This is a genomic window from Streptomyces yokosukanensis (assembly GCF_001514035.1).
Taxonomy (GTDB): domain Bacteria; phylum Actinomycetota; class Actinomycetes; order Streptomycetales; family Streptomycetaceae; genus Streptomyces; species Streptomyces yokosukanensis.
In genome coordinates, this window is the sequence record NZ_KQ948235.1 from 40,969 (window position 1) to 59,169 (window position 18,201).

General features: G+C 69.9%; 12 protein-coding genes and 1 pseudogene. 7 read left to right on the top strand and 6 right to left on the bottom strand.

The genetic code is table 11. The features are described 5' to 3' along the window. The first annotated feature begins 164 nt into the window (after positions 1 to 164). From AQI95_RS41330 to AQI95_RS41345, 4 genes are read left to right on the top strand one after another with little or no spacing between them, the layout of a single operon-like run. Positions 165 to 2,747 carry a sensor histidine kinase gene (locus AQI95_RS41330; protein ID WP_067136274.1) on the top strand — a complete coding sequence of 861 codons (2,583 nt, stop codon included), beginning with the start codon at positions 165 to 167 and terminating at the stop codon, positions 2,745 to 2,747. Continuing rightward, positions 2,744 to 3,430 (top strand): response regulator, encoded by a 687-nt coding sequence (locus AQI95_RS41335; RefSeq protein ID WP_067136276.1) that lies wholly within the window; start codon positions 2,744 to 2,746, stop codon positions 3,428 to 3,430. The genes AQI95_RS41330 and AQI95_RS41335 overlap by 4 nt, the downstream gene beginning before the upstream one ends. Before the next feature lie 60 nt (positions 3,431 to 3,490). Next, entirely contained in the window at positions 3,491 to 3,889 is a 399-nt protein-coding gene (locus tag AQI95_RS41340) for an OB-fold nucleic acid binding domain-containing protein (protein ID WP_079071913.1), read from the top strand. A 3-nt stretch (positions 3,890 to 3,892) separates the two neighbouring features. Next, a complete protein-coding gene (locus tag AQI95_RS41345) occupies positions 3,893 to 4,654 on the top strand; it encodes a DUF3159 domain-containing protein (RefSeq protein ID WP_067136278.1) in 762 nt (253 codons plus the stop codon). Between the two features lie 83 nt (positions 4,655 to 4,737). On the opposite strand, the gene AQI95_RS41350 is transcribed toward AQI95_RS41345, so the two are convergent. From AQI95_RS41350 to AQI95_RS49990, 3 genes are all read right to left on the bottom strand, one after another. Next, on the bottom strand, positions 4,738 to 5,406 hold the full coding sequence (locus AQI95_RS41350) for a potassium channel family protein (RefSeq protein WP_067136281.1): 669 nt from the start codon (positions 5,404 to 5,406) through the stop codon (positions 4,738 to 4,740). Then, complete coding sequence (locus tag AQI95_RS41355) at positions 5,406 to 6,077, bottom strand: potassium channel family protein (RefSeq protein ID WP_067136283.1); 672 nt, start codon at positions 6,075 to 6,077, stop codon at positions 5,406 to 5,408. The genes AQI95_RS41350 and AQI95_RS41355 overlap by 1 nt, the downstream gene beginning before the upstream one ends. Before the next feature lie 145 nt (positions 6,078 to 6,222). After that, on the bottom strand, positions 6,223 to 6,351 hold the full coding sequence (locus AQI95_RS49990; RefSeq protein WP_279617055.1) for a hypothetical protein: 129 nt from the start codon (positions 6,349 to 6,351) through the stop codon (positions 6,223 to 6,225). Positions 6,352 to 6,512: 161 nt separating this feature from the next. Here AQI95_RS49990 and AQI95_RS41360 point away from each other — a divergent pair, with 161 nt between their 5' ends. Together AQI95_RS41360 and AQI95_RS41365 are read left to right on the top strand one after the other, a co-directional pair. Continuing rightward, positions 6,513 to 8,564, top strand: a complete 2,052-nt coding sequence (locus AQI95_RS41360) for an APC family permease (protein WP_067136294.1) — start codon at positions 6,513 to 6,515, stop codon at positions 8,562 to 8,564. 90 nt (positions 8,565 to 8,654) lie between these two features. Further along, positions 8,655 to 9,983: a class I SAM-dependent RNA methyltransferase gene (locus tag AQI95_RS41365; RefSeq protein ID WP_067136285.1), complete on the top strand. Its 1,329-nt coding sequence runs from the start codon at positions 8,655 to 8,657 to the stop codon at positions 9,981 to 9,983. 452 nt (positions 9,984 to 10,435) lie between these two features. Here AQI95_RS41365 and AQI95_RS41370 read toward each other — a convergent pair whose 3' ends face one another. Together AQI95_RS41370 and AQI95_RS49550 are read right to left on the bottom strand one after the other, a co-directional pair. Further along, entirely contained in the window at positions 10,436 to 15,862 is a 5,427-nt protein-coding gene (locus AQI95_RS41370) for a sacsin N-terminal ATP-binding-like domain-containing protein (protein ID WP_067136288.1), read from the bottom strand. A 243-nt stretch (positions 15,863 to 16,105) separates the two neighbouring features. Beyond that, positions 16,106 to 16,219: pseudogene (locus AQI95_RS49550) on the bottom strand (IS5 family transposase); the annotation flags it as partial. 174 nt (positions 16,220 to 16,393) lie between these two features. Between AQI95_RS49550 and AQI95_RS41375 the strand changes: the two are divergent. Beyond that, positions 16,394 to 17,290: a DUF5655 domain-containing protein gene (locus tag AQI95_RS41375; protein ID WP_067136296.1), complete on the top strand. Its 897-nt coding sequence runs from the start codon at positions 16,394 to 16,396 to the stop codon at positions 17,288 to 17,290. Positions 17,291 to 17,541: 251 nt separating this feature from the next. Here AQI95_RS41375 and AQI95_RS50485 read toward each other — a convergent pair. After that, the coding region (locus AQI95_RS50485; RefSeq protein WP_279617054.1) for a nucleoside triphosphate pyrophosphohydrolase at positions 17,542 to 18,201 on the bottom strand (660 nt) is incomplete at its 5' end.

The window sequence follows — 18,201 nt, forward strand, 5'->3', positions numbered from 1 at the left end:
GCTGGACTGAACCGGCAGGTCCGGCGGGTGGTGTCCACCGAGCCGACGGCTCATCAGAGATCCGTCAAAGTTGCCCCCCAACCACCTCCCTGCCCCGTTTGCCGCGATTGTTGGCCGTAAGGTCGACGCTGCGTACGCAGGCGTTTCGGGAAGACAATGGGGACATGACACGCGGCAAGCTTCGGATCTACCTCGGTGGGGCACCCGGCGTGGGCAAGACCTACGCCATGCTCTCCGAGGCACATCGCCGCGTGGAGCGGGGCACCGACTGCGTCGTGGCCTTCGTCGAACACCACGGCCGGCAGCGCACCGAGGTGATGCTGCACGGCCTGGAGCAGATGCCGCGCAGGCAGTTGCGGTACCGGGACGCCGAATTCAGCGAGATGGACGTTGACGCCGTGCTGCGGCGGGCCCCCGCCGTCGCCCTGGTGGACGAACTCGCCCACACCAACATCCCCGGCTCGCGCAACGCCAAGCGCTGGCAGGACGTCGAGGAGCTGCTCGCCGCCGGTATCGACGTGATCTCCACCGTCAACATCCAGCACCTGGAATCACTCGGCGACGTGGTGGAGTCGATCACCGGGGTGCGGCAGCAGGAGACCGTCCCGGACGAGGTCGTGCGGCGTGCCGACCAGATCGAGCTGGTCGACATGTCGCCCCAGGCGCTGCGCCGGCGAATGGCGCACGGCAACATCTACAAGCCGGACAAGGTCGACGCGGCCCTGTCCAACTACTTCCGGCCCGGCAACCTCACGGCCCTGCGCGAGCTGGCCCTGCTCTGGGTCGCCGACCGCGTCGACGAGTACCTCAACGCCTACCGCAGCGAGCACCGGGTCTCCCGGATCTGGGGCTCCCGCGAGCGGATCGTGGTCGGGCTGACCGGCGGCCCCGAGGGCCGCACCCTGATACGGCGTGCCGCCCGGCTCGCGGAGAAGGGCGCCGGCGGCGAGGTGCTCGCCGTCTACATAGCCCGCAGCGACGGCCTGACCTCGGCCTCGCCCAAGGAACTGGCCGTCCAGCGCACCCTGGTGGAGGACCTCGGCGGCACCTTCCACCATGTCGTCGGCGACGACATACCGGCCGCCCTGCTGGACTTCGCACGCGGTGTCAACGCCACCCAGATCGTGCTGGGCTCCTCGCGCCGCAAGGCCTGGCAGTACGTCTTCGGGCCCGGCGTCGGCGCCACGGTCGCCCGCGAGTCCGGTCCTGACCTCGACGTCCACATCGTCACCCACGAGGAGGTCGCCAAGGGGCGCGGGCTGCCCGTGGCCCGCGGCGGACGGCTCGGGCGGGCCAGGATCATCTGGGGCTGGGCGGTCGGCCTGGCGGGCCCCGCGGTCCTCGCGGTGCTGCTGAACACCATCGACCTCGGCCTCGCCAACGACATGCTGCTGTTCCTGGCCGTCACGGTCGCCGCGGCGCTGCTCGGCGGCCTGCTGCCCGCGCTGGCCTCGGCGGCCTTCGGCTCGCTGCTGCTGAACTACTTCTACACCCCGCCCCTGCACCGGCTCACCATCGCCGACCCGAAGAACATCGTCGCCATCGCGATCTTCGTCGGGGTCGCCGTGTCCGTCGCCTCGGTGGTGGACACGGCCGCCCGGCGCACCCATCAGGCGGCCCGGCTGCGCGCCGAGTCGGAGATCCTCTCCTTCCTCGCCGGGAACGTGCTGCGCGGCGAGACCAGCCTGGAGGAGCTGCTGGAACGCGTCCGCGAGACCTTCGCGATGGAGTCGGCGGCACTGCTGGAGCGCGCGAGCGACGTCGAGCCGTGGACCTGCGCCGGGCGTGCCGGATTCGGGCGCCCGCTCGAGCGGCCCGAGGACGCCGACGTCGACATGCCCGTCGGCGACGACATGGCGCTCGCGCTCACCGGCCGGGTCCTGCCCGCCGAGGACCGCCGGGTGCTCGCCGCCTTCGCCGCGCAGGCCGCCGTCGCGCTGGACCGCCGACGCCTGCAGGAGGAGGCAGACCAGGCCCGTACGCTCGCCGAGGGCAACCGCATCCGCACCGCGCTGCTGGCCGCCGTCAGCCACGATCTGCGCACGCCGCTCGCCGGCATCAAGGCCGCCGTCTCCTCGCTGCGCTCCGACGACGTGGCCTGGTCCGAGGAGGACCGGGCGGAGCTGCTGGAGGGCATCGAGGAGGGCGCCGACCGGCTCGACCACCTCGTCGGCAACCTCCTCGACATGTCCCGCCTGCAGACCGGCACCGTCACGCCGCTGATCCGCGAGATCGACGTGGACGAGGTGGTCCCGATGGCCCTGGGCGGCGTACCCGAGGACAGCGTCGAGCTGGACGTGCCCGAGACGCTGCCGATGGTCGAGGTCGACCCCGGGCTGCTGGAGCGGTCCGTGGCCAACCTGGTGGAGAACGCCGTCAAGTACAGCCCGCGCGGGCGGACCGTGCTGGTGTCCGCCAGCACCATGGCCGACCGGGTCGAGGTGCGCGTCGTGGACCGCGGGCCGGGCGTGCCGGACGAGGCCAAGGACCGGATATTCGAGCCGTTCCAGCGGTACGGTGACGCTCCGCGCGGTGCCGGCGTCGGGCTCGGTCTCGCGGTCGCCCGGGGATTCGCGGAGGCCATGGGCGGCACCCTCAACGCCGAGGACACGCCGGGCGGCGGACTGACCATGGTCCTCAGCCTGCGCGCGGCGGCAGTACCTCCTGAGTCGCCTTCCGCGGGGCAGGACACCGCAGAGTCTCCCGTCGGGGAGGACATCGCAGAACCAGAAAGGCAGACCCTATGACCCGGGTGCTCGTGGTCGACGACGAGCCGCAGATCGTGCGCGCCCTCGTGATCAACCTCAAGGCGCGAAAGTACGAGGTGGACGCGGCCCCCGACGGCAGGACCGCCCTCGAACTCGCTGCCTCCCGCCACCCCGACGCGGTCGTTCTCGACCTGGGTCTGCCCGACATGGACGGCGTCGAGGTGATCAAGGGTCTGCGGGGCTGGACGCGCGTGCCCATCCTGGTGCTGTCCGCCCGGCACTCCTCCGACGAGAAGGTGGAGGCGCTCGACGCGGGCGCCGACGACTACGTCACCAAGCCCTTCGGCATGGACGAGCTGCTGGCCCGGCTGCGGGCCGCCGTGCGCCGGGCCGAGCCGGTCGGGCCCGGCGAGGACGACCTGACGATGGTGGAGACCGAGGGATTCACCGTCGATCTGGCCGCCAAGAAGGTCAACCGCGGGGGCAAGGACGTCCGGCTCACCCCGACCGAGTGGCATCTGCTGGAGGTCCTGGTCCGCAACACCGGCCGGCTGGTCAGCCAGAAGCAGCTGCTGCAGGAGGTCTGGGGGCCGTCGTACGGGACCGAGACGAACTATCTGCGTGTGTACATGGCCCAGCTGCGCCGCAAGCTGGAGACGGACCCCTCGCACCCGAAGCACTTCATCACCGAGCCGGGAATGGGGTACCGGTTCGAGAAGTGAGCCGGGCTGCGAAGCGAGCTGCGCTACGGCGGCGTCGGTGGGCCCCGGTACGCTTCAGGTATGAGTGCTGTTCCTCGTTCCGAAAAGCCGGCCGGCCGGTTCCGGCGCATGCTCGACCGGCTCTCCTCGTCGCAGGAGGACCTGGAGTCGGAGGAACTGCGCGAGGACGCCGAGACGACCGGCTGCACCAGGATCGGTGACTGCCACGACCGGCAGATCGTCACCGTAACTGGTACCTTGCGCACGGTCACCTTGCGTCCGCGTGCCGGGGTTCCGGCCCTGGAGGCCGAGCTGTTCGACGGCTCCGCCGCGCTGGACGTGGTGTGGCTCGGCAGGCGTTCCATCGTGGGCATAGAACCGGGACGCAGGCTGATCGCATCGGGCCGGATCTCGATGAGCCGGGGCCGCCGGGTGCTGTTCAACCCGAAATACGAACTGCGACCCCTTGGACGGGAGTAGCCGGTGACGTCCCTCGACAAGCCGACCGAAGACGCCGGTCAGGCGCAGCCGGACGACGCCAGGGCGGTGACCGAGGCCGCGCTGTTCGAGGCGTTCGGCGGCGTCCGCGGCATGATCGAGACGGTCGTGCCGGGCCTGCTCTTCGTCGCGATCTTCACGATCGACAAGAACCTGCACGTGTCGGCGATCGCCGCGCTGGTCGTCTCCCTGGTGCTGGTCGTGGTCCGGCTCGTCATGAAGGACACCGTCAAGCACGCCTTCAGCGGGGTGTTCGGCGTGGCCTTCGGTGTCGTGTTCGCGATGTTCACCGGCAACGCCAAGGACTTCTACCTCCCCGGCATGCTGTACACGCTGGGCCTCGCGCTGGCGTACCTCGTCACGACCCTCGCCGGTGTGCCCCTGATCGGCATCATCCTCGGCCCGGTCTTCAAGGAGAACCTCTCCTGGCGCACCCGCAACCCCGGCCGCAAGAAGGCCTATGCGAAGGCCAGTTGGGCCTGGGGGCTGATCCTGCTCGCCAAGTGCGCGATCCTCTTCCCGCTCTACTGGTGGTCCGACACCGCCAAGCTCGGCTGGGTCCTGGTCGCCCTGAAGATCCCGCCGTTCCTGCTGGCGGTCTGGCTCACCTGGGTCTTCCTGGCGAAGGCGCCGGCCCCCATCGACGTGTTCGCCGAGATGGAGGCGGAGGAGCAGGCCGAGAAGGAGCGCAAGGCGGCGCTGGCGGCCGAGGGCGGCGAGCAGGCGAGCGGACGGCATCGCCGGTAGGCGGACAGCCGTCGTACGACGAAAAGGGCGCCCTTGGCATCAAGGGCGCCCTTCCTCATGGGTTCAGCTCTCCCGGCATGGGGTCAGCTCTCCCGGCGCGCCGACAGCAGCTCCTCCAGCTGCTCCTCCCGGGCCTGCGCGGCCACGAAGAGGAGTTCGTCGCCCGCCTCCAGGGAGTCCTCCTTGGACGGGGTCAGCACGCGGGTGCCACGGATGATCGTGACCAGGGAGGTGTCCTCGGGCCACTCGACATCGCCGACCTGGGTGCCGGCCAGGGCCGACTCCTCGGGCAGGGTCAGTTCGACCAGGTTCGCGTCGCCGTGGCTGAAGCGGAGCAGGCGGACCAGGTCGCCGACGCTCACCGCCTCCTCGACCAGGGCGGACATCAGGCGAGGGGTGGAGACGGCGACGTCCACGCCCCAGGACTCGTTGAACAGCCACTCGTTCTTGGGGTTGTTGACGCGGGCGACGACGCGCGGGACGCCGTACTCCGTCTTGGCGAGCAGCGACACGACCAGGTTGACCTTGTCGTCGCCGGTCGCGGCGATGACGACGTTGCAGCGCTGCAGCGCCGCCTCGTCCAGGGACGTGATCTCACAGGCGTCGGCCAGCAGCCACTCCGCCTGGGGCACCCGCTCCACCGAGATGGCGGTCGGAGCCTTGTCGATGAGCAGGACCTCGTGGCCGTTCTCCAGCAGCTCGCCCGCGATCGAGCGGCCGACGGCGCCGGCTCCGGCAATGGCGACCCTCATCAGTGACCGCCCTCCTCTTCCGGACCCTGGGCGAACGCGGCTTCGACCTTGTCCACGTCGTCCGTCCGCATCATCACGTGCACGAGGTCGCCCTCCTGGAGGACCGTCTGCGAGGTCGGCAGGATCGCCTCGCCCAGACGCGTCAGGAAGGCCACGCGGACACCCGTCTCCTCCTGAAGGTTGCTGATCTTGTGGCCGACCCACTTCGCGGAGGCATGCACCTCGGCGAGCTGCACCCCGCCGGTGGGGTCGCGCCACAGCGGCTCGGCGCCCGACGGCAGCAGCCGGCGCAGCATCTGGTCGGCGGTCCAGCGCACGGTCGCGACCGTGGGGATGCCCAGACGCTGGTAGACCTCGGCGCGGCGCGGGTCGTAGATACGGGCGGCGACGTTCTCCACACCGAACATCTCGCGGGCCACGCGGGCGGAGATGATGTTGGAGTTGTCACCGCTGGAGACGGCGGCGAAGGCGCCGGCCTCCTCGATGCCTGCCTCGCGCAGGGTGTCCTGGTCGAAGCCGACGCCGGTGACCCGGCGACCGCCGAATCCCGGGCCCAGCCGGCGGAAGGCGGTGGGGTCCTGGTCGATCACGGCGACCGTGTGGCCCTGTTGCTCCAGGGTCTGGGCAAGAGCGGAACCCACTCTTCCGCAGCCCATGATGACGATGTGCACGACCGTCCTTCCGGTGTCCAAAAGTTACTGCTCAGCATCAGGGTCTCAGACCGACGCCCAAAGCTATACACGGGCACGGGAGGGTGGGCACCCCCGTGCGCGGGTTCGCCGTGATCACGGTCCGCGATCAGGTGCGCGGGCGGCGTCAGCGGTCCGCGTCGGTGATCGCCGGGGGCGGGCGCCGCCGAGTGATGCTGCGCACGCTGCACAGGGTCAGGATTCCGAGGGTGAGCAGGGCGAGCATCGCCCCGATCAGCTCCGCGGTCGCGGGCATGGAGCCTCCGAGGTGCGAGAACGGGCGGGGTCTGCCATCTAGGCACGGGGAGCGCGCGGACCACGGAATCCGTAGTTCCGTGCGCCTGTGATTTCACTCGTGAGGCAGATCCCGGACACCGGGTGGGCCAGTGCCTGTTCGAAGCCGTACGATCCTCTGTCGTGTCCAAACTGACCGACGTGCCCAAACGGATCCTGATCGGGCGCGCACTGCGCAGTGACCGGCTGGGCGAAACGCTCTTGCCGAAGCGCATCGCACTGCCCGTCTTCGCCTCCGACCCGCTGTCCTCCGTCGCCTACGCGCCCGGCGAGGTCCTGCTGGTCCTGTCCATCACGGGCGTGTCGGCGTACCACTTCAGCCCCTGGATCGCCCTCGCGGTCGTCGTGTTGATGTTCACGGTGGTCGCCTCCTACCGGCAGAACGTCCACGCCTACCCGAGCGGCGGCGGCGACTACGAGGTCGCGACCACCAACCTGGGCCCCCGGGCCGGCCTCACGGTCGCCAGCGCCCTGCTCGTGGACTACGTCATGACCGTGGCCGTCTCCATCTCCTCCGGCATCGAGAACCTCGGGTCGGCGGTCCCGTTCGTGGTCGAGCACAAGGTGCTCTGCGCGGTCGTCGTGATCGTGCTGCTGACGCTGATGAACCTGCGGGGCGTGAAGGAGTCCGGCAAGCTCTTCGCGATCCCGACGTACGTGTTCGTCGGCGGCGTCTTCGTCATGATCGCCTGGGGCGCCTTCCGCGGTCTGGTCCTCGGCGACGCCATGCGCGCCCCGACCGCCGACTTCCACATCAAGGCCGAGCACCAGGGCCTCGCGGGCTTCGCGCTCGTCTTCCTCCTGCTGCGCGCCTTCTCCTCCGGCTGTGCCGCGCTGACCGGTGTGGAGGCCATCTCCAACGGCGTCCCGGCCTTCCGCAAGCCCAAGTCCAAGAACGCGGCGACCACGCTCACGATGATGGGCCTGCTGGCCGTCACCATGTTCTGCGGCATCATCGTCCTCGCCATGACGACCAAGGTCCGCATGGCCGAGAACCCGGCCACCGACCTGATCCACAACGGTCTCCCGATCGGCTCCGGCTATGTGCAGAACCCGGTGATCTCGCAGGTCGCCGAGGCGGTCTTCGGCAAGGGCAGCTTCCTGTTCGTCGTCCTCGCGGCGGCCACGGCGCTGGTCCTCTTCCTCGCCGCGAACACCGCGTACAACGGCTTCCCGCTGCTGGGCTCGATCCTTGCCCAGGACCGCTACCTGCCGCGTCAGCTGCACACCCGCGGCGACCGCCTCGCCTTCTCCAACGGCATCGTGCTGCTCGCGGGCGCCGCGGCCCTGCTGACCGTCATCTACGGCGCGGACTCCACGCGTCTGATCCAGCTGTACATCGTCGGCGTGTTCGTGTCCTTCACGCTCAGCCAGACCGGCATGGTCCGGCACTGGAACCGGCACCTCGCGGTCGAGAAGGACCCGGCCAAGCGCCGCCACATGGTGCGCTCGCGCGCGATCAACGCGTTCGGCGCCTTCCTCACCGGCCTGGTGCTGGTCGTCGTGCTGGTCACCAAGTTCACGCACGGCGCCTGGGTGGCCGTGCTCGGCATGTGCATCTTCTACGCGACGATGACCGCGATCCGTAAGCACTACGACCGCGTCTCCGAGGAGATCGCCGCCCCCGAGGACTCGGACGACGACCTGGTACGGCCGTCCCGCGTGCACTCGGTCGTCCTGATCTCCAAGATCCACCGCCCCACCCTGCGCGCGCTGGCCTACGCCAAGCTGATGCGCTCGGACACCCTGGAGGCGCTGACGGTCAACGTCGACCCGGCCGAGACCAAGGCGCTGCGCGAGGAGTGGGAGCAGCGCGGTATCGACGTACCGCTGAAGGTCCTCGACTCGCCGTACCGCGAGATCACCCGCCCGGTGATCGAGTACGTCAAGAGCCTGCGCAACGAGTCCCCGCGGGACGCCGTCTCGGTGATCATCCCCGAGTACGTCGTCGGCCACTGGTACGAGCACCTGCTGCACAACCAGAGCGCCCTGCGCCTGAAGGGCCGCCTGCTGTTCACCCCCGGCGTCATGGTCACCTCCGTGCCCTACCAGCTGGAGTCCTCCGAGGCGGCCAAGCTGCGGGCCCGCAAGCGGCAGGAGTGGAACGCGCCGGGCTCGGTGCGACGGGGACCGGCGGCGGAGCGGCCGAAGGAGCCGTCGGCGGCGAAGGACTGAGAGGGAGCGGCGAGGCCGTAGACTGGTGGGCTGTTGTCCGGCCCACCGGTTTGCGGCCGTTTCCCTTTCTGGATCTGGAGTCACCCCGCCATGCAGGCAGAACCGACGAAGTCTCTGGTGGGCGAGGAGTACGAGGTCGAGATCGGCCCCGTCGCCCACGGTGGCCACTGCATCGCCCGTACCGCAGAGGGCCAGGTGCTGTTCGTCCGGCACGCGCTGCCGGGTGAGCGGGTGGTCGCCCGGGTGACCGAGGGCGAGGAGGGCGCCCGCTTCCTGCGCGCGGACGCGGTCGAGATCCTGGAGCCGTCCAAGGACCGCATCGAGGCCGCCTGCCCCTTCGCCGGGCCGGGCCGCTGCGGCGGCTGCGACTGGCAGCACGCCAAGCCGGGCGCCCAGCGCCGGCTGAAGGGCGAGGTGATCGCCGAGCAGCTCAAGCGGCTCGCGGGCCTCACGCCCGAGGAGGCCGGCTGGGACGGCACGGTGATGCCGGCCGAGGGCGACAAGCTGCCCGCCGGCCAGGTCCCGCAGTGGCGCACCCGGGTCCAGTACGCCGTCGACGCCGAGGGCCACGCGGGCCTGCGCCGCCACCGCTCGCACGAGGTCGAGCGCATCGACCACTGCATGATCGCGGCGGAGGGTGTCAGCGAGCTGGGCATCGAGCGGCGGGACTGGACCGGCATGGAGTCGGTCGAGGCGATCGCGGCGACGGGTTCGCAGGACCGCCAGGTGATCCTGACGCCGCGCCCCGGCGCGCGCCTGCCGCTGGTGGAACTGGACAAGCCGGTCTCCGTGCTGCGGGTCGACGAGAAGTCGGGCGGCGTCCACCGCGTCCACGGCCGCCCCTTCGTCCGCGAGCGCGCGGACGGCCGTACCCACCGCGTCGGGGGCGGCGGCTTCTGGCAGGTCCACCCGAAGGCGGCGGACACCCTGGTGACCGCCGTCATGCAGGGTCTGCTGCCCCGCAAGGGCGAGATGGCCCTGGACCTCTACTGCGGTGTCGGCCTCTTCGCCGGCGCCCTCGCCGACCGCCTCGGCGAGAAGGGCGCGGTCCTCGGCATCGAGTCCGGCAAGCGGGCGGTCGAGGACGCGCGGCACAACCTCGCCGACTTCCCCCGGGTCCGCATCGAGCAGGGCAAGGTCGAGTCGGTCCTGCCGCGCACGGGCATCACCGAGGTCGACCTCATCGTCCTCGACCCGCCGAGGGCCGGCGCGGGCCGCGAGACGGTCGCCCACCTCTCCTCCCTCGGCGCCCGCCGCATCGCCTACGTCGCCTGCGATCCCGCTGCGCTGGCTCGGGATTTGGGGTACTTCCGGGAGGGCGGGTACCGGGTGCGGATGCTGAGGGCGTTCGATCTGTTTCCGATGACCCACCACGTTGAGTGCGTCGCGATCCTTGAACCGGCCGCGAAGGGCTCCTGACCTGCGGTTTTTTCTGTGCGCATTATGTGCGGTGTGGGCGTTACGGGCGATATCTTGACGCTGAAATGACGCTCGTGACGCTCATTTGACGCTCGTTCTGATGGGATGTCAGGCGCCTTGTCGGCAGGTCAGACCCTGTCGAGGTGGCGAGCATCGATGGGGCGCCGAGGGCGGGCGACGCTGAGCGCAGACCTACTGAGTCGTGCTGATCAGATGCCCGGGAAGAGACCAGCAACGCCATGACCTGCGATGTCTGAGCATCGCAGGTCCTTGACCTGCATGAATGGCCATTCCGTTGTTTCACGCTCGTACTGGCTGATACGGCCGGAAGTTCCAGGAATGTCTCAGAGAGCTCCCGCGGGCAGGAGCCACTCTTACCGCCAACCGTGCACGGGCTCGTTGAACTTGACGATTAGCCCCGACTCATCTCGCGCTTGACTTGAACGTCAAGGTCACAGCAGGTACGAGAAGCGCAATGCTCCGCCCTCCTCTCGGTAGCGGCCTCGGCCGCGCCTTCCGTAGGGGTTGGGGAGCATCTGGATGGCAACCTTGTGCGGGGTGAGGGCGTGGGTGACGACCAGGAGGCGCCAGCGGTCGTTGCCCGCGTGCTGGCGGGCCGCGCGGACCTCGCTCTCTCCTAGCTCGAAGCGGCCGCCTTCGCCCGCGGTCGCCTTCACCTCGTACAGGTAGGGCCGGCTGCCGGAGCCGACCCGGAAGTCGAAGCCGAGGCCGTCGTCACCGGACGGACCGGGGAAGGCTTTGCGACGGTTACCCGACACCCAGCAGGTATCGTCCATGCGGTCCGGGTAGCGCCCACACAGCCACTGGTACGCGTACCACTCGCCCACGTACCCGATGGCCTCCCGCTGGGCCGCGGTCAGACCGTTATTCATGTCGCCCCCGTACCGCCGCCCACGCGTGCGACCGGCCGCCTGAGTGTGCCCGGTTTGGGGACGGGGATCCGTGAAGCGGAGCGGCCCGGCGGCAGTGATGCCCGGCGCCGAGCCGTTCTGCAGGCCCCGGTTGAGTTCGCGGGTGAGGGCGGTGAAGTCGCCCGAGGAAACCTCGAAGTCGTGGCCGCCGACGGAGATCGACCGTCGTTTGCGCTCCCGTTCGCGGCGCTCGTGCTCCGCTGCGTTGCGCACCCGCTCCAGGTCGGCATCGGACAACCCGTGCTGTTCGGGATCCGTCGACACCGCCATCCCGTCGGGCCACTGGCCGAGGGCCGCCAGCCAGCCGACGACGTCGGCGGGAGACAGAGGTCGGAAGTCCAGCGCGCCCGCAGCCTCCAGCCGCGCGGTGACCTCCTCAGCTGGCTCGCCTCCGGTCAGGGCCGTCGGCAATGGGTGTCCGGTCGCCCTGACCAGGACAGCTAGTTCGGTGGCCAGGCCGGTGATCGTGCGGAGGTTCGCGGCGCGTACCTGGTCGGGGGCGGGCAGGCGTTCGCCCGACTGGGGCAACGGCACCGGGCGGCCCAGGCGCAGCGCCAGCTGCTCCTCTACGTGCGCCTCCAGCATCCCCGTATCGGCCGTGTCCATGGTGTACGCCCATGTCTCCGGCGCGGTGATCCAGTCCAGTGCCCGGACCGAGGGCCAGTCGGGCATCGGGCGACGGGCGTCGAAATCCTCCAGCAACGCCCAGCGCAGCCGGTTGACGAGCTCCCTCCTGCGCAGGTCGAGGTAGATGCGGAGCGCTTCCTCATGCTCATCGGCGTGGCTGACCGCATCCAGGCTCATCGCGCGCAGGGTGCCGTTCAGCTCGGCGAATCCGATGCCCAGGTCGCGCCGCAGCTCGTCCGTACCGCGGGCCGCGCGGGCTCTGGCGATGAAGTCGGGCACGGGGACCGGGAGCTCGGCGGCGTACTCCTCGAGGTGGGCCTGGAACTCCCAGGTGTCACCGGGCGGCGGCAGGATCAGCGAGTTCGCCGTCTCCGTGCCGAGCAGATGCACGAGGAAGGGCCGGCAGCGTTCCAGGACCGCGCCGATGGCGCCGTCGATCCGGCGGCTCGTCTCCTCGACCTGGCGGACCGTGACTTCCAGGGCGTCGGCGAGATCCTCGTGGCCCGGCTCGAGCAGGTCTGCGTGGCGGGAGGCGAGCTGGTGGGCGGCGAGGCGCAGCCGGTCGCCGAACTCCCGCCGGCCCAGCAGCTCGGCGACGGCCACCACGAGGCGGGTGGTCTCCGGCCAGCCCGGCTCACCTGCCGGGGCGAGCACCAGCGGATGCTTCGGATCGGGCAGTGGCAGCACTCCGCCGAGGCGGCCCGGCAACGTCACGGGCCGGCCGCCGAGCTCGATGTCCCAGGAGCGGTAGCGGTGCAGCCGTATGCCTCGGACCAGGGACGTCAGCTCGCTCAGCTCGGCCTCGCTCGCCCGGGGGCCGCGCGCTAGGTGGTCACAGAGAACGCCCACGGCCAGCGTGAGCCAGGGCAACCGCTGGACCAGTGGCTCTCCCATGGCCGCGGCATCCACCTGTGCGCCGTCCACGGTCACCGTGAACTTCAGGTCGTCAGTGTGCCGGACGCCCGCGGGGTGTCCGGCCGCCAGCAGCGTGGCGGCCTCAGCCGCGACACCGGGAAGGATGAGCAGGGGGCGCGCCATCTCCCGTACCAGCAGGGCCGTCAGACTGTCACGTTCACCGCTGACGTAGAGCACGGTCCGGGCATCACCGTCGTCATCGCTCTCCCCGCCGTCCAGGGCGGCCAGCGGTACGCTGATCAGCCGGTCCCCGGCCTCAGCGAGCACACTGGCGCCCTCGGGCAGTGCGGGACGGGAACGCCGTACGAGGTGCCTCCAGGCGCGTTCGTTGGCGCGCTGCGCGGCGGGCCGGTCCTCGGCTCCTAGCGCGCCCTCCGCCGCGAGCCGTCCCAGCGCGGCGATGAGACGGTGGCTGTCCCGGGGGTCGTCCCAGGTGGGCAGCCGCATCTCCCGCAGGCGGTCGCCCGTCTTCCCGCGTTCCAGGAGGTGGCGCAGCCGATGGTCGACGGTCGGCGCGTACGTCGGCTCCTCCTCCAGCCCGGGCGGGCAGTGCCAGGCGTCGGCCGGCCGGACGAACCGGACGGCCCGGTCGCGGCCCCGCACAGGGAGCCACGGCTGCTCCCGGACGAAGGCGCCGAGCGGGGTCGGGACCCGTTCCGTGTCCGGGGAACTCTGGCTGCCGGCACTGGTCCAGACGCTGGTGAACCTCTCGTCGTTCCAGCTGGCCAGGCCGTGCAGGACAAGCCGTGCGTACGCCAGCCGGGCCTCCCGGCCGAGGCGTCCGACTACGTCCTGGCCGGGGAGCCGCCAGGCGGGGGTCCCCCGGTACGGCGTCCGGGGGTAGTAGGCACCGGACCAGGTGCGGACGTACGGCTCCCACTGCTCCTGCACTTCGGCAGACACCTTTGCCATGCGGACCAGCCGCCGAGCGGTGAGCTCCCGGCCCTGGTCCACCCGGCTCAAGGCGTCGGGGGACCTGACCGGGACCAGCCCGTCGGTCACACCGGCCTCCAGCAGGAACACCCGCCACTCCTCAGAGGTGCTCTCGCTCCGCTTGGCGAACTCTTCAGGCGCGGCGAGGAGGCGTCCAGCGATCGCCTTGAGGCTCTTCGACACGTCCTGCCCGGCGGCGACCACCGCCGCCAGGTCCTCACCGGCGGACGCGCGGCCCCAGCCCCGGCCGAAGACGGCGTCGCGCGCCCTGATCAGCCGGCCGTCCGCCGACGGTACGTACAGTCCCAGCGAGGAGATCTCCGTCCCGCCCAGCGAACGCCGCGGCTGCCACAGCCGGAAGACGAACCGCAGTGTCTGGAGCCGCAGTCGGAGATCGGTGCTCGCGCTGAGTGCCTGCCGCACGTGGTCCAGCAGGCTTCTCGTGTCGTACGGCCGGACGAGCCCTTCCTCCTCAAGGAAGGCACGGGCGCCCCGCCCGCGCGTGTGCTCGCCGCGGTCCTTCCAGACCAGCCCCGGGTGCAGGTAGAACAACCGCTTGCGGAGCGGGGCAGGAACGGAGGGGGCCTCGGTCTGGTTCGTCTCCGTACGCACCGGCTGGAAGAACGCCTCGCGGCGGGCACCCTGACCGCCCGGCTTGCCCCATGCACGTGTACTCGTGCCCGTACCTGTCCTGCCGGGGGGACGGTTGGTGTGCTGCCGTGTGCAGTCCTCTGCGAGCAGCAACTGCCTGCCGTGCAGGACGTGCCCGTTGTCCGCGAAGAGGGCGGCCAGGTCCTCGTACAGCGCGCTCCACTGCTCGGGGGATTCACCGGGCCCGGGGAGGGGAAGGCCCCGGGCGATCCGTTCCACGTACTCGGCGAGGATCTCCGGGCTCGGCTCCCACGGGCACCCGAGGGCCTTGCACAGGGTGGCCAGCCGTTTCAGCCGGTCGCCGCCGGTTTCGGGGTCCGCCACCACGATCCCGGCCTTGTGCGCGCGGTGTGCCGTGAGGACGGTCAGGTCGAGGTCCGGCCACAGGACCGCGTCGCGGGGCGGGGCCCAGGACGCTTCCGGTGGGGTGCCGTCGGCGGCGAGGACGGGCACGAGCGGTACGTCGGCGAGTTCGCTCCCGTGCACGTGCAGGGCCGCCGCGCGGAGCCGCCCTGGCGAGCCCTTCTCACTCTCCCAGCTCACCAGGTCCACGGCCGGCTGCCGCATGGCCGGATCGGGCACGGTACGCAGTTGCGCGGCGGCCGCCAGACAGGTTTCGGCGACCGCGTCGAGCAGCAGCACGTTGAGGGGGTTGTCGGGGGGAAGCCCGGTGCGGTCGAACTTGGTGAAGAACGGGGCGTTCACGTGCCCCGGGAACGGCGCGGCCTGGTCCTCGCCCATCGGCAGGAAGGTGTAGATCTGCCCGCGTCGCGGTCGGCGCGTCGCGGGCAGCGGGAGCGCGACCTCGACGACGGCGGACCGCTTCCACTCCTGCCACGCGTCGTCGAGGAGCCCGGAACCGACGGCCTCGGCGAGCGTGCTGTTCAGCCGTTCCTTCTCCACGGTGCCCCGGGCGACGAGAAAGGTGTCGGACGGGCCCAGGCGCACGGTCGCGAAGGAGACGGGAAATTCGTGCCCGGCGCCGTCCCGCGCCACCGCGAAGGGCTCCTCGGAGCGGGAAAGCTCGTGCCACTCGTGCGTCCCGTGGTCGTCGTCCAGCTCGCCCGCCTCGCCACCGGTGGCCCGCCGTTCCAGCGTCAGGCCAGCGAGCCGGTCGAGGAACAGCATCACGGGTACCTTCGCTCCCGCGAGCTCGCGCATCCGCAGCCGGACCTCGGCCCGGGCGGCCTCGCTCAGCAGGGGCAGCCGGACGACGGTCACGTACCCCTGGGCGGCGAACTGCCGGCAGGTTGCGGGCACATCGTCCAGCGGCAGGGGTGCCTGGAGCGGGGGATACTTGGCGGCCACTTCGTGGGCGTTGTCCTCACCGGCGAGGAACTCCTCCACGTCGGCCTTCTGCGCGAAGCGGAAGCAGTACCCGTCCAGTTCCGGGCCGATCGGGCTGTCGGGGTCTGCGCTGTAGATCTCGGGCGCGTCGCTGATCAGCAGGATGCTACGGAACCCGACGCCCTTGTTGCCGATGCCCTCGCCAACCTCCTTCGAGCTCTGCGCGAGCTCGCAGATCCGTTCGACGTTCCGCCAGGTGAAGGGAGTGCCGCCGTTGGCGACGTACAACGTCCCCCACTTGCCCTCCGCCTCATCCAGCAGGACGTGGATCCGTCCGTCGCGGCGGTCCCTCGGATGCGCGTCGTAGCCGTTCTGCAGCAACTCGAAGAGCGAGCGGCCGGCGTACTCCCGTGCGCTCGTGTATGACACGGCGTTCACCTGCCGTGCCATGCGCAGGACTTGCTCCGAACGGGCCCCCTCCAGCACGGACCGGCCGTACTCCCGCAGCTGCTCGGCCCAGACGTTCCTCGCCATGGTTCTCCCTCACCTCAGCGTGATGAGGACGGTATCCCGCCGCACTGACATCGGGGGGCGCGAGGGACCACCCTGTGGAGCGCGGTTCCGAGCTGAGCTTGACCTTTTGGTCCACCGTCGAACGGCCTCGGATTTGTTCAGTCCCCTGTTCACGGGGTGTCCGTGAGGCCGGGGCCTGCAGGTGTCTTTCCGATCACCGGATCGTTGGTCTGGTGGTGAGGGATGGGGATGCGAGGGATGGGGATGAGCCCGCACGACGGTGGAGTCGACGGCGACGACCCAGTCAAGCTCGCCTTCGGCATCTGCCTGGACGAGCAGCGCGGTGAGGACCTTCTCCCAGGTGCCGTCGGCGGCCCACGATTCGCCCGTTGGGCCGCCGACGGCACCTTCGAACGCCTTCTTGCTGCGGCCCAGAGGCTCTCCGGCCGGGCCGTACGTAGGGTTTCACACGATCTCCACGGCCCCGTAGCCTCTCGTGGAAACAATCCAGCACCCTTCGGCGTTGGTGATCTCCGAGCCGAGGAGGGGAAGCTGTCGGGCCTGAAGCTGTTCCGCACAGACAGGACGAATAGCGGCATGACCGAGGTCGTGCCGCGTCTTGCTGAGATCGAGGCCGATGTGCAGGGTCTCGTCGAGGCGCACATGGAGACGCTGCTGGGTGTCCGGTTCCTGGCGAGCGAGTACGGCACTGGGCCGGTGCACGGCGGCCGGATCGACTCGCTCGGGCTGGACGAGAACGGCTCGCCGGTCATCGTGGAGTACAAGCGCGGTGTCGACGCCGGCGTCATCAGCCAGGGTCTCTTCTATCTGGCGTGGCTGATGGACCACCGAGCCGAGTTCGAGCACCTGGTCCGCGACCGGCTCGGGGCGACGGCCGCGTCCCAGATCTTGTGGAGCGGCCCGCGCTTGATCTGCATCGCTGGCGACTTCACCCGCTACGACGTGCATGCCGTGCGCGAGCACCAAAGGTCGATCGACTTGGTCCGCTACCGACTTTTCGACAGCGACCTGCTCGGGCTTGAGACGGTGGCCTCCGTGAGCGGCGGCATGCAGGTCGCCCGACGGGCACGGCGCCAGCCGGTTGCCCTTACGGCGACGGACGCCCAGGGAGCGGCGATGATGGAGTTGGCGGGCGCGGTCGACGAGGTTCTGCTCGGGCTCGGGGACGGGGTGAACCGAGTTGAGCGCAAAACCTACTGGGCGTATCAGCGGTTGAGGAACTTCGCCTGCGTGTGCCCGCCGCAGCGCAGCAAACTACTGGTCTATCTGAAGATCGACCCGAAGGATGTCGACTTGGTTCCGGGCTTCACCCGAGACGTGTCCGGCCTCGGTCACCACGGGACGGGCGATCTTGAGGTGCAGCTCCGTAAGTCGAGGGACCTGGAGCGGGCGCAGGATCTGTTCCGGGCGAGCTACGCGGCGGCGTGATCGCCGTTGCCGGCCTCCTGGCGGGATGCGCTCGTGTGGTGTCTGCGGTCGTAGGTGGAGCGCATCGACGTGTGGGCAGCCGTGGCGGTGGATTATCCATAGTGCGCGGGATCGCCGGTTTGGCCAACCGGTGATCCCGCGCTATGTTGACCGGTCTTCCAACCGCATCGGATAGGCACTCCCGTACGAGCCTTGATGGTTATCTCTCCATCTGTCAGTCCGATTGCCCCTTGGTGAGCCCGAACTGCAGATCACCGGTTTCCCGTCCAGACGATCCGACGTGTGAAACCGCCTCTCTCCCGTTCCTTTGCCTGGCGCAGTTCTTCTAGCGCTACCGAGTCGATGCCGAGGCTCATAGCGAGGGCATGCACGACTTCCAAGACGTCGGCAAGCTCGCCTAGGGCAGCAGCGTCGTCCGCGGATAGAAACTCGGCGACTTCTTCGGTCAGCTTTTCTCGGAGCCTTCTGTGGTATTCGTCGCGTGAGGCAATGTATGTGATCGGCTCGCGCCCCTCGGCTGTGATGATTTCAGGGATCTGGTCCCTTACCAACTTGCCGTAACTGCCCATTTGCTGCCTCTCTGGATCTAGGAGGACGTTCCAGCGTAGGGTGCGGTGAAGTCGTAGCCGGCAGGTCCGTTGTATCGAGGGACACCGATGACACAACAGCTCTGGGGAAGTCAGCGACATCACACGGCCATCGGCCGAGCCAGACTCTCGCTTCCCGCTCGCCGTGCCCTCGGCGATCTCCAGTTGCGTCCTGGGATGGCAGTCCTGGACTACGGGTGCGGGCGCGGTGGCGATGTGCGCGCACTTCAGCACCTTGGCCTTGACGTCACGGGCTGGGACCCGGTGCATTTCCCGGAGGGCCAGCGTCGGCCGGCTGACGTCGTACTTCTCACGTATGTGCTT

What these genes read in the sequence shown, in the direction of transcription:
- AQI95_RS41330 (WP_067136274.1), top strand. Translation starts at nt 165, where the DNA reads ATGACACGCGGCAAGCTTCGGATCTACCTCGGTGGGGCACCCGGCGTG.
- AQI95_RS41335 (WP_067136276.1), top strand. Translation starts at nt 2,744, where the DNA reads ATGACCCGGGTGCTCGTGGTCGACGACGAGCCGCAGATCGTGCGCGCC.
- AQI95_RS41340 (WP_079071913.1), top strand. Translation starts at nt 3,491, where the DNA reads ATGAGTGCTGTTCCTCGTTCCGAAAAGCCGGCCGGCCGGTTCCGGCGC.
- AQI95_RS41350 (WP_067136281.1), bottom strand. Translation starts at nt 5,406, where the DNA reads ATGAGGGTCGCCATTGCCGGAGCCGGCGCCGTCGGCCGCTCGATCGCG.
- AQI95_RS49990 (WP_279617055.1), bottom strand. Translation starts at nt 6,351, where the DNA reads ATGCCCGCGACCGCGGAGCTGATCGGGGCGATGCTCGCCCTGCTCACC.
- AQI95_RS41365 (WP_067136285.1), top strand. Translation starts at nt 8,655, where the DNA reads ATGCAGGCAGAACCGACGAAGTCTCTGGTGGGCGAGGAGTACGAGGTC.
- AQI95_RS41370 (WP_067136288.1), bottom strand. Translation starts at nt 15,862, where the DNA reads ATGGCGAGGAACGTCTGGGCCGAGCAGCTGCGGGAGTACGGCCGGTCC.